Source organism: Marmoricola sp. Leaf446 (assembly GCF_001424755.1).
Taxonomy (GTDB): Bacteria; Actinomycetota; Actinomycetes; order Propionibacteriales; family Nocardioidaceae; genus Marmoricola.
The window spans coordinates 13,271-27,815 of sequence record NZ_LMRF01000001.1; the positions used below are offsets into that span (position 1 = coordinate 13,271).

The window sequence follows — 14,545 nt, forward strand, 5'->3', positions numbered from 1 at the left end:
CCATGGCCTTCCCGCCCCCGCCGCAGCAGGTCCCGCCGCCGCCCGGGGACGGGGGCCCCCCGAAGCGGGGCTGGGGGACGACCGCGATCGTGCTCACGGTGGTCGGTGCGCTGGTCGCGGCGTTCGTGGTCGTGGGGATCGCGGGCTTCGTGACCTACCGGGTGGTCAGCGACGACGGCGACGCCGCGTCGTCCCCGAGCGTGACGCCGCCGTCCGACCCGGACTCGGAGGCCCCGGAGCCCGAGGTGCCCGCCGAGCTCCGGTCGTTCTACGACCAGGAGCTGGACTGGAGCGATTGCGGCGAGAACCAGTGCGCCCGGCTCACCGTGCCGCTGGACTACGCCGAGCCCGACGGCGAGACGATCGAGATCGCGGTGCTGCGCGTGCGAGCCGGTGACCCGGACGAGCGGGTGGGCCAGCTCGTGGTCAACCCCGGAGGCCCCGGCGGCTCCGGCGTCGACTACGCCGCCGGTGGGGAGGCCGTCTTCGGCGCGACCCTGGCCCGCTTCTACGACATCGTCGGCTTCGACCCGCGCGGCGTCGGCCAGAGCACCGCCCTGGAGTGCGCCACCACCGCGCAGACCGACGAGTTCCTCGCCTCCGACCCCGACCCCGACACCGACGCCGAGGTGCAGCGCAACGACCGCCTCACCCGCGCCTACGGCGAGGGCTGCCTCGAGCGCAGCGGCGACCTCGCCCGGCACGTGTCGACGGTCGAGGTCGCGAAGGACGTCGACGTGCTGCGCGGTGCGCTGGGCGAGCGGCAGCTGGACTGGTTCGGCGCGTCGTACGGCACCACGATCGGGGCGACGTACGCCGAGCTGTTCCCCGCCCAGGTGCGCCGGATGGTGCTCGACGGAGCCGTGGCGCAGAACCTGCCCGAGGACCAGATGGACGTCGACCAGGCCCGCGGCTTCCAGACCGCGCTGGACGCCTACCTGCGCGACTGCCTCGACCAGGGCTGCTTCCTCGGCGACGACCTCGGTGAGGCGCAACGCCGGCTGAGCGCGTTCCTCGCGGACGTCGACGCCGAGCCGCTGCCGACGGGAACGGCCGACCGCCCCCTGACCGAGGGGTTGGCGGTCTACGGCATCTTCCTGCCGCTCTACGTGCAGTCCTACTGGCCGCTGCTCACCGAGGCGCTGCGCCGGGCGATCCAGGACGGCGACGGCACGCAGCTGCTGACGCTGGCCGACCAGTACACCCAGCGCACCCCCGAGGGCTACCAGGGCAACCAGACCGAGGCGCTGTACGCCGTGAACTGCGCCGACTCCTCGGAGTCGGTCCCGCTGGCCGAGGTGCCGGACCGGTTCGGGGAGTTCGAGGCGGTCGCCCCGGTGTTCGCCCGGATCTTCGCCTACGGGCTCGCGACCTGCGACAGCTGGCCGATCGAGCCGGCGGAGAAGCGCCCGGAGGTCGACGGGAAGGGGGCGGCCCCGATCCTGGTGGTCGGCACGACCCGCGACCCGGCGACGCCGTACCGCTGGGCCGAGGAGCTGTCCCAGGAGCTGGACTCCGGTGTCCTGCTCATCCGGGACGGCGACGGCCACACCGCCTTCCAGCAGGGCAACGCCTGCATCGACGAGGCGATCGAGGCCTACCTGGTGGCCGGCACCGTGCCGCGCGACGGTACCTCCTGCTGAGCCCCCGGCCTCGCCAGGTCGGCCCGTCGAGACCCCCGGACCCGGTTTGGCGACCGCCCTGACCGCGCCCCTATACTCGTCCGGCGTGCCCGGCTGACCGGCCGGGCACTGCGCCGCCTTAGCTCAGTCGGTAGAGCGTCTCACTCGTAATGAGAAGGTCGTCGGTTCGATTCCGACAGGCGGCTCCCAACGTTTCGCTGACTTGACGGTCCGGCAGGTCACGGTCACTGCGGTGCGCCGGTCAGGCTCGGATCCATGCCGTACTGGGCGGGGACGCCGAGGTGCTCGCGCAGGGTGCTGCCCTCGTAGTCGCGGTGGTAGATGCCGCGGTCCTGCAGGATCGGGACGACGTGGTCGACGAAGGCGTCGATGCCGTCGTGGTAGGAGTCGATGGCCAGGGAGAAGCCGTCGCAGGCGCCGGCGTCGAACCAGGCCTGCATGTGGTCGGCGACCTCGGCGGCGGTGCCGGGGACGACCGGGTGGTAGTCGAGGACGCCGTGGGCGATGACGTCGCGCACGCTCCAGCCCTCCCGGGCGACGGCCGCGGCCCGCGGCGATCGCGGGTCCAGCGGGCTGGGTCGTAGCCGGGTGAGCTGGTCGGCGGTGAGCGGCTCGTCGAGCTGGGCTGGGTCGAGGGAGAGTCCGAGCATGGCGCCGAGGTGGCGTACCCGCTGGTCGAGGTCGACGGACTCGTCGAGGAAGCGGCGGTGATCGAGTGCGGCCGGGGTGTCGGTGAAGAAGGTGGTCTGGATCTTTCCACGCTCGGCGGCCTGGGCGTGGCGCACGTAGACGTCGAGGTCGGTGTAGCTCTGCAGGTTGGTCATCTGGTCGGTTGTGGTCGCTCCGGATCGTCCGAAGCGGGGGCTGGCCCCATGTGAAAGTAAACGGGGGACCCCCCTGTTTGACAAGTGGGGGTTGACCCCGTTTCACTGTTCCGGGGTTACCCCCCACATCCAGAACCCTCCCGCACGCCCAGCTGCCGACCGCCCATCCGGGGCCGCTGCGCCGTGCGCACCGCGAAGGAGCGCCTCCACCATGTCCCTGCACGACACCCCCACCGACGAGCGTCGGGGCCAGGGCGCCGCGGTGGTCGAGGACAGGCTGCCGCGCGCAGACGTCGTCGTCATCGCGTTGCTGATGGTCTCCACGTTCATCGTGCTGCTCAACGAGATGCTGCTCGGCGTAGCGCTGCCGACCCTCATCGAGGACCTCGACATCTCCGCTACGACGGGCCAGTGGCTCACCACCGGCTACCTGCTCATCCTGGCCGTGCTGATCCCGGCCACCGGGTTCGTGATGCGCAAGTTCCACCTGCGCACGATCTTCTTGACCTCCATGTCGCTGTTCGCGCTCGGCACCGCGTTGGCCGCGGTCGCGCCCGCGTTCGGACTGCTGATGACCGGCCGCGTCGTCCAGGCCATCGGCACGGCCGTCTTCCTGCCGCTGCTGATGACGACCACCATGCGGTTGGTCCCGCCCGCCCGCCAGGGGAGCGTCATGGCGTTCGTCGTGGTCGTCACCGCGGCCGCACCCGCCGTCGGCCCGGCCATCTCGGGCCTGGTCCTCTCCCAGCTCGGCTGGCGCTGGCTGTTCATCGCCATGCTCCCCATCGCGGTGCTGGGTCTCGTCCTCGGTGCGGCGATGCTGCGCAACATCACGACCCCCGAACCGGTCCGGCTGGACCTGTTCTCGCTCGCGCTGTCGGCGCTCGGGTTCGGCGCACTGGTCTTCGGGCTCGCCTCGATCGGTGAGTCGCTGTCCGGCCACACCCTCGTGTCGCCGTGGATCCCCCTGGTCGTCGGCGTGCTCGGTGTGGCTGCGTTCGTGCTGCGCCAGCGCCAGCTCCAGCGCGACGACGACGCCCTGCTCGACACGAGGATCTTCGCCGTGCCCGCGTTCGCGGTGCCGGCCCTGGGCATGCTCGCCCTCACCATGACCGCGTTCGGGACGGCCGTGATCTTCCCGCTGCTGCTCAGCAACGTGCGCGGACTCAGCTCGCTCGAGATCGGTCTGTTCCTGGTCCCCGGTGGCGTTACCATCGCGGTCGTCTCCGCGATCGGTGGCCGGTTCTACGACCGCTTCGGCCCCCGCCCCCTGGTGACTCCCGGTGCTGTCATCGTCGCTGCGTCGCTGTGGTTCCTCACCCAGACCAGCGCGACCACCAGCACCTGGACCCTCCTGGTCGCCTATGTGGTGATGATCGTGGGCCAGGCGCTGATGTGGTCGCCACTCACCACGGCCGCGCTCTCGTCGCTCCCCGAGCACCTCTACCCGCACGGCAGCGCCGCGTTCGGCGCCATCCAGCAGCTCGGCGGCGCCGCCGGCGCCGCGGTGCTGATCTCGGCGTACACGCTCGGATCGGGCACCAGCAACACCGGCGCCCTGGACGTGGCCAGCTCCGTCTCGGCCGCATCTGCCGCCTTCGCCGCCGCCGCCGTCATCGCCACTGTCTCGGCTCTGATCAGCCTGGGGGTACGGCGCCCCACTACCGCCTGACCCCCTCCTGCACGCCCATCCGACCCACCTGTCCCGACCTCAGCACACCAGGAGCACCACATGAAGATCGGCATCATCGGCGCAGGCAACATCGGCGGGTCCCTCGCCCGCACCCTCAGCCAGCTGGGCCACGACGTCCGTCTCGCGAACTCCCGCGGAGTCGAGGGCGTCCGCGAGGTGGCCGAGCAGGTCGGCGCCACTCCCGTCGATGCACGGGGAGCGGTCGAGGGCGCCGAGGTCGTCGTGCTCTCGATCCCGCTGCCGGCCGTGGCCGCCCTGCCCGAGGACCTGTTCGACGACCTGTCGGGCGACGTCCCGGTCATCGACACCGGCAACTACTACCCCGGCCTCCGCGACCCCCGCATCGGGGCCCTCGACGCCGGGCAGCCCGAGAGCGAGTGGGTCGCCGAGCAGATCGGACGCCCCGTCATCAAAGGCGTTCAACAACATCCTCGCCCCGTCACTGACCGACCGGGGTCGACCCGCGGGGGAGCCCGGACGGCTCGGCATCACGGTCGCCGGCCCGGACGGGTCCGCGAAGCGGACGGTGATGGACCTCGTCGACGCCGTCGGGTTCGACCCGGTCGACGGCGGCACCCTGGCCGAGTCGTGGCGCCAGCAGCCCGGCACCCCCGGCTACTGCTGCGACCACGACGCCGAGACGCTGCGCCGAGGCCTCACCCAAGCGGTGCCCGGCCGGGCACCGCAGAACCGCGACGAGATCACCCGCGCCCTGACCACCCCCGGCAGGGCCGTGGGCCTCCAGGACGTCGTCGCGGTCAACCGCGCCGTCAACGCCGTCTCCTGACCCGCGGCGCGCAGTACGCTGGCCAAACGGGGCCACCCCCCGGCACAGACGAGGAGAAGGCGACGATGGCGGCTGGTGAGACCCGGGCACGACGTACCCGGTCCGACTCCGAGCGCAACCGCTCAGGGATCCTGGACCAGGCCGAGAAGCACTTCACCGACCACGGCGTCGGTGCCTCCCTGGAGGCGGTCGCCCGCGACGCGGGCGTGGGCTCGGCCACGCTGTACCGGCACTTCCCGACCCGGGACGCGCTGCTGGCTGAGCTGCTGCAGCGTCGGGCGTCGCAGATCGAGGCCGAGAAGGAACGCATCGACGCCCTCGAGGACAGCGCAGCAGCTCTGGAGGAGTGGACCGTGGCCCTGGAGGAGTTCTTCGCCGCTTTCGACGGACTCCCGGGGCCGCTGCGCAGCGCGTTCCAGGAGGAGCACAACCCGCTCGCCGTCACCTGCGTCGGCTTCATCGAGTCCACCGACCACTTCCTCACCGCCGCCCAGCGCGACGGCCGGGCTCCGGACTGGCTCCGTGGCCGCGACATCTTCCTCGCCGCGCTCGCCGCGAGCTGGGTCCGCGGCTCGTCCCTGGCGGACGAGGTCTCGCAACAGCAGGTGCGGGCACTGCTGCGGGACGGCTACCTCTCGACGTCCCGCGACGCGTCGCGCCGCTAGGACGGGTCGGTACGACGGTCGAGCACGCCGCGGGCGGTCAGCCACCGCTCGGTCAGTCTCGCCAGGCCGACTTCGGAGCCGGTCAGGTCACGGGGTGGCTGCGCTCCAGCCTGGTGCCCTCGACGTCGAGGTCGGGCAGGAGGCGGTCCAGCCACCGCGGGAGCCACCAGGCCTTCTCGCCCAGCAGGTGCATCGCGGCGGGGATGAGCAGCATCCTGACCACGAACGCGTCGACCAGCACGCCGAACGCGAGCCCGAAGCCGATGGGCTTGATGGTCGCGTCGTGGCTGAAGATGAAGCCGGCGAAGACCGAGATCATGATGATCGCGGCCGCGGTGACCACCGAGCGCCCCGCGCGCAGGCCGCGCCGCACGGCGACGCGGGCCGGCGCACCGTGGGCGTAGGACTCGCGCATGCCGGAGACGAGGAACAGCTGGTAGTCCATGGCCAGCCCGAACAGGATGCCGGTCGCGATGATCGGCAGGAAGCTCAGCACCGGCCCGGGCGCGTTGACTCCGAACAGGTCGCCGAGGAAGCCCAGCTGGAAGATCGCCGTGATGCCGCCGAACGCCGCGAGCAGCGAGAGAACGAAGCCGAGCGTGGCGGTGACGGGCACCAGGACCGAGCGGAACACGAGCACCAGGATCAGCATCGACAGGCCCACCACGAGGGCGAGGTAGACGGGCAGGACGTCGAAGAGCTGGTCGGAGATGTCGATGCCCGCGCTGGCGTTGCCGGCCACGCCCAGGGTGGCCTCGTCACCGGAGGTGGTCGTGGGGGTCGAGGACCGGAGGTTCTGGACCAGCTCGGCGGTCGACGCGCTGGTGGGCGAGCCCTCGGGGATGACCTGGAACGCAAGGGCCGAGCGGTCCTTGGAGGCACCGATCGGCACGACCGCCTCGACGCTCCAGGCGTTGCCGACCTGTTCGCCGATCCTCGCCTGCTCGGCGGTGACGTCGTCCTCGGCGACCGGCTGCGGCAGGGTGGCGAGGACCAGCAGGGGGCCGTTGGCGCCCTCGCCGAACTCGTCGGCCTGCACGGCGTACGCCCGGTAGCCGCTGGAGTCCGGCGCCTGGGTCGAGCCGTCCGGGAGCCCGAGCCGCATCTGGGTCGCGGGGGCGGCCACGACCAGCAGGGCCACGATCCCCAGCCCCAGGACGGCCCAGGCGCGCGAGCTGCGCCTCGGGCGGTCGCGATCGGCGCGCCCGTCGGTGGGCGTCGGTGTCGACCCGAGCCGCTCGCGCTCGCGCCGGCGCAGGATGCGCATGCCGATGAGGGCGAGGACGGCCGGGGTCAGGGTGATCGACATCAGGACGGCCACGAGCACGGCGACGGCGCCGACGGTGCCCATCAGGCCGAGGAAGCCGACGCCGGTCACGTTCAGGGCCAGCAGCGCGACCATCACGGTGACCCCGGCGAACACGACCGCGTTGCCCGAGGTGCCGGTGGCCACCCCGATCGACTCGTGCAGGCCCACGCCTCGCATCAGCTCGCGACGGTGGCGGTTGATGATGAACAGCGAGTAGTCGATGCCGACGGCCAGGCCCAGCATCACGCCGAGCACGGGTGTCACCGACACGAACTCCACGACGCCGGACAGGGACAGCGAGGCCAGCGAGGCCACGCCGACGCCGAGCAGGGCGGTGAGCAGCGGTAGTGCCGCGCCGATCAGGGTGCCCAGCACGACGACGAGCGCGATGGCGGCGATGACGACGCCCGCGATCTCGCCCGGGCCCAGGATCGAGGGGACCGTCTGGGCGATCTCCTGCGAGGGGTGGATCGCGACGCCCGCGATGTCGGCGTCGGCGACGATCTCCTCGATCGCGGTCTTGGTCTCGGGCGAGACCTCGTTGACCGGGACGTCGAAGACCACGTTGGCCACGGCCGCCGAGCCGTCCTCGGACACGGTGCGGTAGCCGGCCGACAGCGAGGTCAGGGTCTCGCCGTCCGCGAGACGTGACTCCTGCACGTCGAAGTCCTGCCGCCCCCGGTCCAGCCGCTCCTGGCCCTGGTCGAGCTGCTGCGCCGCCGCTCGCAGCTGGGGCTGGGCCTGCGCGAGGGCGCCGGAGTCGCGCGCCAGCTCGCGCTGGGCCGCCAGGCCCTGACGTCCCGCGGTGATCTGCCCCTGCGCCCGGCTCAGCTCGGCGCGACCCTGCTCGAGCTGCTGACGCCCGTCGGCGACCTGTCGGGCGGCGGCGTCGAGCTGACGCTGCGTCGCGAAGGGGTCGTTCACGTCCGTGACCCCCTCGACCTCGGCGACCCGGTCGAAGGTGTCGGCGAGCTCCGCCTGCCGCTCGCGGGAGATGCGGGACCCGTCCGTGGCCTCGGCGACGAGCGCGCCGTTGCCGCCGCCGGCCGCCTCGAAGTCCCGCTCGAGCTGCTGCGAGACGCGTGTGGTCGGGGTGTCCGGCAGCGTGATGGAGGGCGACAGGGTGCCGGCGAAGGACACGTAGGTCACCGCGGTCACGGCGAGGACGCCCAGCCATGCGCCGATGACGGTCCAGCGGCGGCGGGTGGCGAACAGTCCGAGGCGGTAGAGGAGCTCAGCCATGACGTGGGGGAAGGCCTTTCGGGCTGGGAGGTGGGAGGGGTCGGTGCCGGGCGCGGACCGGCTCAGCCGGTGCGGACCCGGACCAGGACCCGGTCGAGGAGCTGGGCCCAGTCGGCGCGGGCCGTCGGCGACACCTCGCTGGTCGGGTCGCGGTGCCGGTCGAGCCAGATCTCGGCGATGACCGCGATCCCGGCGAAGAGCAGGGCCAGGCCGATCTCGAGGTCGACCGGGTCGAGGTCGGGGGCGCGGTGGAGGAGCTGCTCCCGCAGCCGACCGCCCGCGTGGTCGAACGCGGTGCGCGAGATGACCTGGAGGCGTTCGTCGTCGGAGTCCGGGGAGCCGAGGGCGCGGTCGATCGACGCGATCGCGCTGGGCAGGTCGATGCTGCGGGTCGCCTGGGCCACGGCGTCGAGCAGTGCCGGCGCGGCCGTCCCGGCCGCAGCGTCGTCGTCGCCCCAGCGGCGGAAGATCTCGGCCAGGAGCGCCGTGGTGGCGTCGTCCAGGATCTGCTCGCACACCTCGACGAGCAGCTGGTCGAGGCCCGCGACGTAGTTGAAGATGGTCCGCCGCGAGACGCCGGCGCGCTCGGCGACCTGCTCGACGGTGAAGCCGTCGGCGCCGTGCTCGGTGGCCAGCGCCCGGGTCGCCTCCAGGATGGCGCGTCGTCGTGCCTCGCGGAGAGCACTGAGCCCACGCGGGGGAGCGAGCGGTGCCATGCCGATCAGTATTGCACTCAGTGCAATTCCGGGCTCGGGCGCCCGGCCCTCTGAGGCGCCGCGGGAAGCCCGGGCCGCTCCAGGACGTTGGCGCCACGTGAAGGTCTCGCTGCTCGACCGGTCGCGGACCCGGCTGCACGAGCCGGACGCCGAGGCGCTGCACGGGTCGGTGGCCCGCGCCGTGCACGCGGAGCGGGTCGGCTACGACCGGTTCTGGGTGGCCGAGCACCACGGGGACAGCGCGGCGCACGTCACTATCTCGCTGGACGTGCTGGTGGCCGACGACGACTCATCGGCGCGCCGGCTCGCGCTGCCCGAGGCGTGGGCGATGGCACGGTCGCGGCAGACGGGGGGAGTTCCCGCCGCTGGAGCCCGTCGAGGACGTCGAGGCCGCCCCGCGGTCGGACCAGGTGGAGCAGCGGGTGGAGAGCCGGCTGGCCTCGGCCATGACCGGGAGCCCCGCCAGCGTGCGGCGACGCCTCGACCAGCTGGTGGGGTCGACGGGGCGGACGAGGTGATGTCGAGCGCCTCGACGTACGACCGGGAGGCGCTGGCCGAGTCCGACGAGCTGCTGCTGGAGCTCCTCGCCTGACGCCGGTGCCTGGCCGGGAAACGGGACGGGCGACCTGTCCGGGACGTCTGTCGTGGGTCAGGTCAGCTCGGCCGTGACGGCGTCGCAGAACTCTCCCGACTCGTTGCCGTGGAAGTCGCCGGAGACCTCCTCGACGAGCTGCGACCCCGGCATCTTGTCGCCGAGCGTGTCCTGGATGTTGGTGGCCTTGTAGACGCCGCTGATGCTGACGAGGCGGCCGCCGTCGGCGGCGTACATCCGGAACGTCCCGGCGTCCACGGTCGTGAACTGGTAGATCGTCGGCTTCGCGGGATCCAGCAGCGTCGCGGTCGTCTCGACGAAGCTGCCGCTGCCGATCGTGGTGACGTAGGGGCCGTCGGGGTCCGACGCGAGCGTGATCGTCTCGGTGAAGCGGTAGCGGTCGTGGAGCAGGAACGCCTCGTTGGAGCCGGGTGCCGGCTTGACGAACGACGTCCCGCTGTAGGACACCTCGAAGTGCAGCGCCAACCCGCAGTCCGTGGCGTCGAAGCTGTCGGTGCCGGAGTAGTGGTCGACGGGGTCGAGGGGTGGGGCGGCGCTCGCGATGCCCGGAGCTGCGCCCACGAACAGGACCGCCGTACCTGCTGCCGCTGCGACTGTCCGTGCTCGTGCCATCGGGATCCCCTGTGTCGAGTCAGGTCCTCAGACGACGCTCATCCCCGCCGTGCGTCAACACGTCGACCTTCGCGGTCTAGTGCGACGGGTGCCACGGTCGGTGGCGGAGCCGAGGTCCGACGGGACGGGCTCCACGGCGGGTGTCCTGGCCCGCTGGCGAGGGGTGCCCTGCGAGTACACCCCTCGCCAGGGACTTCCTGGCCGGTCGTCGCGCGCGTTGAATCGACGGGTGGGGCGTCGGGTGCGCCGCCACCGCCGTTCCCGGCTCGAGCGAGAGGACCCCGTTGTCCCGTCACCTCCACCTGCTGACCCGCCTCCTCGTGGCCCCGGTCGTCGCGGCCGCGACCCTGGCCGGGTGCGGGCCGTCCGGCACCGAGCAGCAGCAGGCCGACGCTCCGGTCCCCAGCCCCGACGCCACCGGCAGCGGGTCGGCACCGGGTGCCACGGAGTCCCCGTCCGGCGACCCGGTGGCAGACGCCCTGGCCGAGCACGACCCGTCGCTCGCGGACTACTTCGACCGGGCGCCGGCCGCGTCGGCGTTGCAGCTGGGACAGGTCCGGTCGCGCACCGCGACCCAGACCTCCTACGACGTGTCCTTCCGCAGCGAGGGCCTGCGGATCACCGGTGTCGTCGACGTGCCCACGGGCCCGGGGCCCTTCCCGGCCGTCGTGCTCGCGCACGGCTGGATCGACCCCGAGGTCTACGTCCAGGGCCAGGGGATGAACCGGGAGCGCGACCACTTCGCACGCGGCGGCCACGTCGCCCTGCACGTCGACTACCGCAACCATGCCGGCTCCGACGACGATCCGGGCCTGGTGGAGCAGATGTACCTCGGGTACGCCGCGGACGTCCTCGCCGCCGTCGCCGCCCTGCGTGCCTCGGACCTGCCCGTCGAGGACGACCGGGTCGCCCTCGTGGGGCGCTCGATGGGTGGCAGCGTCGTGCTGCAGGCCCTCGAGATGTTGCCGGGCTACGTCGAGGCCGGCGTCGTCTACTCGGGCCAGTCCTCGCTGGAGTCGGAGAACTACGTGCAGTGGGGCGGTCCCGGCGCGTCGTACGCCGCGGACTACGTACGCCGCCACGGCACGCCGGCCGAGGATCCCCTCGCCTGGCGGGCGGTGTCCACGCGGCCCTACTTCTCCCGGGTCACCGAACCCGTGCTGATGGTCCACGGCACACGTGATGAGCAGTGCCCGCCGCGCTGGGCGCGGGCCACACGCGACGCGCTCGCTCGTGCCGACGTCGACGTGCGCCTGCGCTGGTACGACGACCAGCACGCCTTCAGCCCCCGGTTCGAGGACTCCATGCGCGACATCGACACCTTCCTCGACCGCCACCTGACCTGATCCCCCCCACCGGCACCGCGGACCCGCGGCGACCGTCCAGCACGAAGCAAGGAGCACCACCATGCGAGCAGCACTCATGTACGAGGCCGGCGACGTCCGCGTCGAGTCCGTCCCCGACTCCGTCGTCAAGGAGCCGACCGACGCGCTGGTCCGCGTCACCGCCAGCTGCATCTGCGGGAGCGACCTCCACCCCTACCACTCGATGACGTCGGAGAACGGGCCCGCGCGCATGGGCCACGAGTTCATCGGCGTCGTCGAGGAGGTCGGCGGCAACGTCACGACGCTGTCCAAGGGCGACCTCGTGGTCGCGCCGTTCGCCTTCTCCGACGGCACCTGCTCCTACTGCCGCGAGGGGCTGCAGACCTCCTGCGAGAACGGCACCTTCTGGGACGCCCTGCCCGACGAGGGCGGCCAGTCCGAGCTCGTCCGCGTCCCGCTCGCCGACGGCACGCTCGTCAAGCTGCCGGTCGCGCCCGACTCCGCGCTGATGCCCTCGCTGCTCACCTTGTCCGACGTCTACGGCACCGGCTACCACGCCGCCGTCAGCGGCGGTGTCTCCGCCGGCAAGACCGTCACCGTCATCGGCGACGGGGCCGTCGGCCTGCTGGCCGTGCTCTCGGCACGCCAGCTGGGCGCCGAGCAGATCATCCTGATGGGCCGTCACCAGTCCCGCACCGACCTCGGCCGCGAGTACGGCGCCACGGACGTGGTCGCCGAGCGCGGCGAGGAGGGCGTGGAGAAGGTGCGTCAGCTGACCGGCGGTCAGGGCACCCACGTGGTGCTCGAGGCGGTCGGACACATGCCCGCCTACGAGCAGGCCTACGGCGTCGTCCGGCGCGGTGGCGTCATCAGCCGGGTCGGCGTACCCCAGTACGAGGAGGCCCCCGTCGGCTTCGGCAGCCTCTTCGCGCACAACATCACCCTGACCGGTGGACCGGCCCCTGTCCGCGCCTACATCGAGCAGCTCCTGCCCGCGGTGCTTGATGGGACTGTCGACCCGGGCAGGGTCTTCGACCGGACGATCGGCCTCGACGACGTTCCCGAGGGCTACCGCGCCATGGACGAGCGGAAGGCGCTGAAGATCCTCGTGAAGCCGTGAACACCTGCCACGGGTGCTTCCTGCACCGGTAGGAAGACGTCGGGTGCCCGTCCCTGAGGACGGGCACCCGACGTGCTCTGGTGCCGCTTCCGTCAGCGGCTGACGCGCTCGTAGGTGACGCGGAAGCCCTCGGCCGGATCGGCGGGGGTGAGGACGAGGGTGTCGCCCCGGACCTCGAAGCCGCGGGCGAGCTCCTGGCCGACCAGCGCGTCCGCCAGGGCGTTCTCGACGGTGACGACGAAGCTGCTCGACCGTCGGTCGACCGCGACCGAGCCGTAGAACGCCTCGTAACCGTCCACGGTGTAGGCCGTGTCGGGCGCGTTGGGGTCGGGGTTGGAAGCCTGGACCGACATGGTGCCGGAGCGGGTGAACACCACCTGCCCGGAATAGGGAATGGGCCGCAGGTCGCCCGGCGTCCCCACGCGGAGCTCGGTCATCCTCCACGCGCCCACCAGGGCGCCCAGACCGTGCTGGGCGGGCGCCGGTTTCCGCGGACCGCTGTGAGCGAGCGCGGGCGCGAACACCAGCAGGGCCGAGCTGAGCACGAGGGCGAGCAACGGAACGAGCCTCTTGGTCATGGGGTTTGTGCCTTCCGAGGGGAGAGATGGGTTGCCTGCGGAGCCCGACGGAGCCGGGCGCGGATCCAGGACAGCCCATTCCGCGGTCTGGGGGGAGTCACGCTCGTGAGGCGTACTGCCAGGGAACCCCAGGACAGGCGGCAAGCTCTCAGTCCAGACGCCCCAGGGGATCGTCGCTGGGGGCGGCCTGGTCGCGCTTCCCCGGGGTCGCCGGACTGCGGTCCGGCAACCAGATGACGAAGGTGCTGCCCACGCCCGGTCGGCTGGACAGGGCGAGCCGCCCGCCGTGCGCCTCGACCGCCTGCCGGGCGATGGTGAGCCCGATCCCGGATCCCGCATGGGCAGCCGGGTCCTCACCGGGGACCCGCGAGCTGAAGTAGCGGTCGAAGACCCGTTCCTGGTCGGCAGGCTCGATGCCCGGTCCGTCGTCCCTGACAGCGACCCAGGCCCAACCGCGTCTGCTGCCGACGGCGACCGTGAGGGTGCCACCCACGGGGGAGAGGCGCACGGCGTTGGCCATCAGGTTGTCCAGGACCCGGATGAGGGCCTGCCGGTCGGCGACCACGACCGGCCCGCGCTCGAGCCGCAGCTGGAGTCTCAGCGACCGCTCCTCGCTGGCGAGCCGGTGCTCCTCGACCACTTCGGTGGCGAGCACCGACAGGTCCACCTCCTCCTCGTCGAAGGCCCCGGAGCGTTGGCGTGCGGTCGCGAGCAGGTCGTCGAGGATCGTCGCGATCCGTTGGGTCGCCCGGGAGACGACGGCTGCCGCCTGGTGGCGCTGATCGGGCGTGGCGTCGTCGTGGCCGAGGACGGCGTCGACGTTGGTGCGGACGACGGCGACCGGGTTGCGCAGCTCGTGGGACACGTCGTCGACCAGGTGACGCTGGGCGGCGAAGGAGTCCTGGAGGCGCTGCAGCATGTCGTTGATGGTCTCGGCCAGGGTCCGAAGCTCGTCCCGCGGACCGGTGGTGGGGATACGACGGGACAGGTCGCTGGCGGTGATCTCGCGCGTCGTCGTCGTGATCTCCCCGATGGGGCGGAGCACCCGTCCCGACACCCACCAGCCGATGCCTAGGCTCACCAGGAACAGCGCGCCGAGGGCGACGCCGGAGTACGCGCCCAACGTGTCGAGCGTGCCCTGGTTGACCGCCTGCTGCAGGCTCCCGATGTCGGCGGCCTCGAAGGTCTCGCCCTCCTTGAGGACGTACTCGCCGTTGATCTTCACGACCTTCTTGATGGTCTTGCCCTCCAGGGGCTTGGCGTCGACGGTCTGGCTGACGGCGAGGTAGACGCCGGCGACCAGCAGGGCGGAGACGGCGAAGAGCAGGGCCGAGGAGATCAGGGCGAGGCGGAACCGCACGGTGCGGGCCCAGGAGGGCACCTGCACCCCGAGCAGGCGCGGTCGGGGTCCGGCCACG

13 protein-coding genes, 1 tRNA gene and 1 pseudogene are annotated in these 14,545 nt (G+C 72.2%); 9 read left to right on the forward strand and 6 right to left on the reverse strand.

Annotation, left to right across the window (positions count from 1 at the left end; genetic code table 11):
* Nucleotides 1-2 precede the first annotated feature (2 nt).
* Nucleotides 3-1,643, forward strand: a complete 1,641-nt coding sequence (locus ASG49_RS00065) for an alpha/beta hydrolase (protein WP_082533667.1) — start codon at nucleotides 3-5, stop codon at nucleotides 1,641-1,643.
* Between the two features lie 112 nt (nucleotides 1,644-1,755).
* Nucleotides 1,756-1,828: transfer RNA gene (locus tag ASG49_RS00070), tRNA-Thr, on the forward strand.
* Nucleotides 1,829-1,867: 39 nt separating this feature from the next.
* Here ASG49_RS00070 and ASG49_RS00075 read toward each other — a convergent pair.
* On the reverse strand, nucleotides 1,868-2,467 hold the full coding sequence (locus tag ASG49_RS00075) for a hypothetical protein (RefSeq protein ID WP_200936160.1): 600 nt from the start codon (nucleotides 2,465-2,467) through the stop codon (nucleotides 1,868-1,870).
* 211 nt (nucleotides 2,468-2,678) lie between these two features.
* On the opposite strand from ASG49_RS00075, the gene ASG49_RS00080 reads away from it, so the two are divergent.
* The 4 genes and pseudogenes from ASG49_RS00080 to ASG49_RS19185 all read left to right on the forward strand — a co-directional run bounded on the left by ASG49_RS00080 (nucleotide 2,679) and on the right by ASG49_RS19185 (nucleotide 5,612).
* On the forward strand, nucleotides 2,679-4,139 hold the full coding sequence (locus ASG49_RS00080; RefSeq protein ID WP_056535489.1) for a DHA2 family efflux MFS transporter permease subunit: 1,461 nt from the start codon (nucleotides 2,679-2,681) through the stop codon (nucleotides 4,137-4,139).
* A 60-nt stretch (nucleotides 4,140-4,199) separates the two neighbouring features.
* Nucleotides 4,200-4,427: pseudogene (locus ASG49_RS19540) on the forward strand (NAD(P)-binding domain-containing protein); the annotation flags it as partial.
* Between the two features lie 262 nt (nucleotides 4,428-4,689).
* Complete coding sequence (locus tag ASG49_RS19180) at nucleotides 4,690-4,947, forward strand: hypothetical protein (protein ID WP_235561837.1); 258 nt, start codon at nucleotides 4,690-4,692, stop codon at nucleotides 4,945-4,947.
* Nucleotides 4,948-5,012: 65 nt separating this feature from the next.
* On the forward strand, nucleotides 5,013-5,612 hold the full coding sequence (locus ASG49_RS19185; RefSeq protein WP_056535491.1) for a TetR/AcrR family transcriptional regulator: 600 nt from the start codon (nucleotides 5,013-5,015) through the stop codon (nucleotides 5,610-5,612).
* 82 nt (nucleotides 5,613-5,694) lie between these two features.
* Here the strand turns inward: ASG49_RS19185 and ASG49_RS00095 are convergent, their stop codons facing one another.
* Both ASG49_RS00095 and ASG49_RS00100 read right to left on the reverse strand, forming a co-directional pair.
* On the reverse strand, nucleotides 5,695-8,163 hold the full coding sequence (locus tag ASG49_RS00095) for an MMPL family transporter (RefSeq protein WP_056535494.1): 2,469 nt from the start codon (nucleotides 8,161-8,163) through the stop codon (nucleotides 5,695-5,697).
* Nucleotides 8,164-8,225: 62 nt separating this feature from the next.
* Nucleotides 8,226-8,879 carry a TetR/AcrR family transcriptional regulator gene (locus ASG49_RS00100; RefSeq protein ID WP_056535497.1) on the reverse strand — a complete coding sequence of 218 codons (654 nt, stop codon included), beginning with the start codon at nucleotides 8,877-8,879 and terminating at the stop codon, nucleotides 8,226-8,228.
* Between the two features lie 97 nt (nucleotides 8,880-8,976).
* On the opposite strand from ASG49_RS00100, the gene ASG49_RS00105 reads away from it, so the two are divergent.
* On the forward strand, nucleotides 8,977-9,471 hold the full coding sequence (locus ASG49_RS00105; protein ID WP_056535500.1) for an LLM class flavin-dependent oxidoreductase: 495 nt from the start codon (nucleotides 8,977-8,979) through the stop codon (nucleotides 9,469-9,471).
* Nucleotides 9,472-9,528: 57 nt separating this feature from the next.
* Here the strand turns inward: ASG49_RS00105 and ASG49_RS00110 are convergent, their stop codons facing one another.
* Nucleotides 9,529-10,104, reverse strand: coding sequence for a hypothetical protein (locus tag ASG49_RS00110; protein WP_156384127.1), 576 nt, complete (start codon nucleotides 10,102-10,104; stop codon nucleotides 9,529-9,531).
* A 284-nt stretch (nucleotides 10,105-10,388) separates the two neighbouring features.
* On the opposite strand from ASG49_RS00110, the gene ASG49_RS00115 reads away from it, so the two are divergent.
* Together ASG49_RS00115 and ASG49_RS00120 are read left to right on the forward strand one after the other, a co-directional pair.
* A complete protein-coding gene (locus ASG49_RS00115; RefSeq protein ID WP_200936162.1) occupies nucleotides 10,389-11,450 on the forward strand; it encodes a S9 family peptidase in 1,062 nt (353 codons plus the stop codon).
* Between the two features lie 61 nt (nucleotides 11,451-11,511).
* Nucleotides 11,512-12,549: a zinc-dependent alcohol dehydrogenase family protein gene (locus tag ASG49_RS00120; RefSeq protein ID WP_056535506.1), complete on the forward strand. Its 1,038-nt coding sequence runs from the start codon at nucleotides 11,512-11,514 to the stop codon at nucleotides 12,547-12,549.
* A 92-nt stretch (nucleotides 12,550-12,641) separates the two neighbouring features.
* Here the strand turns inward: ASG49_RS00120 and ASG49_RS00125 are convergent, their stop codons facing one another.
* Both ASG49_RS00125 and ASG49_RS00130 read right to left on the reverse strand, forming a co-directional pair.
* Nucleotides 12,642-13,127: a lipocalin-like domain-containing protein gene (locus ASG49_RS00125; RefSeq protein WP_056535509.1), complete on the reverse strand. Its 486-nt coding sequence runs from the start codon at nucleotides 13,125-13,127 to the stop codon at nucleotides 12,642-12,644.
* Nucleotides 13,128-13,275: 148 nt separating this feature from the next.
* Nucleotides 13,276-14,544 (reverse strand): cell wall metabolism sensor histidine kinase WalK, encoded by a 1,269-nt coding sequence (locus tag ASG49_RS00130; RefSeq protein ID WP_235561838.1) that lies wholly within the window; start codon nucleotides 14,542-14,544, stop codon nucleotides 13,276-13,278.
* Between the last annotated feature and the right edge of the window lies 1 nt (nucleotide 14,545).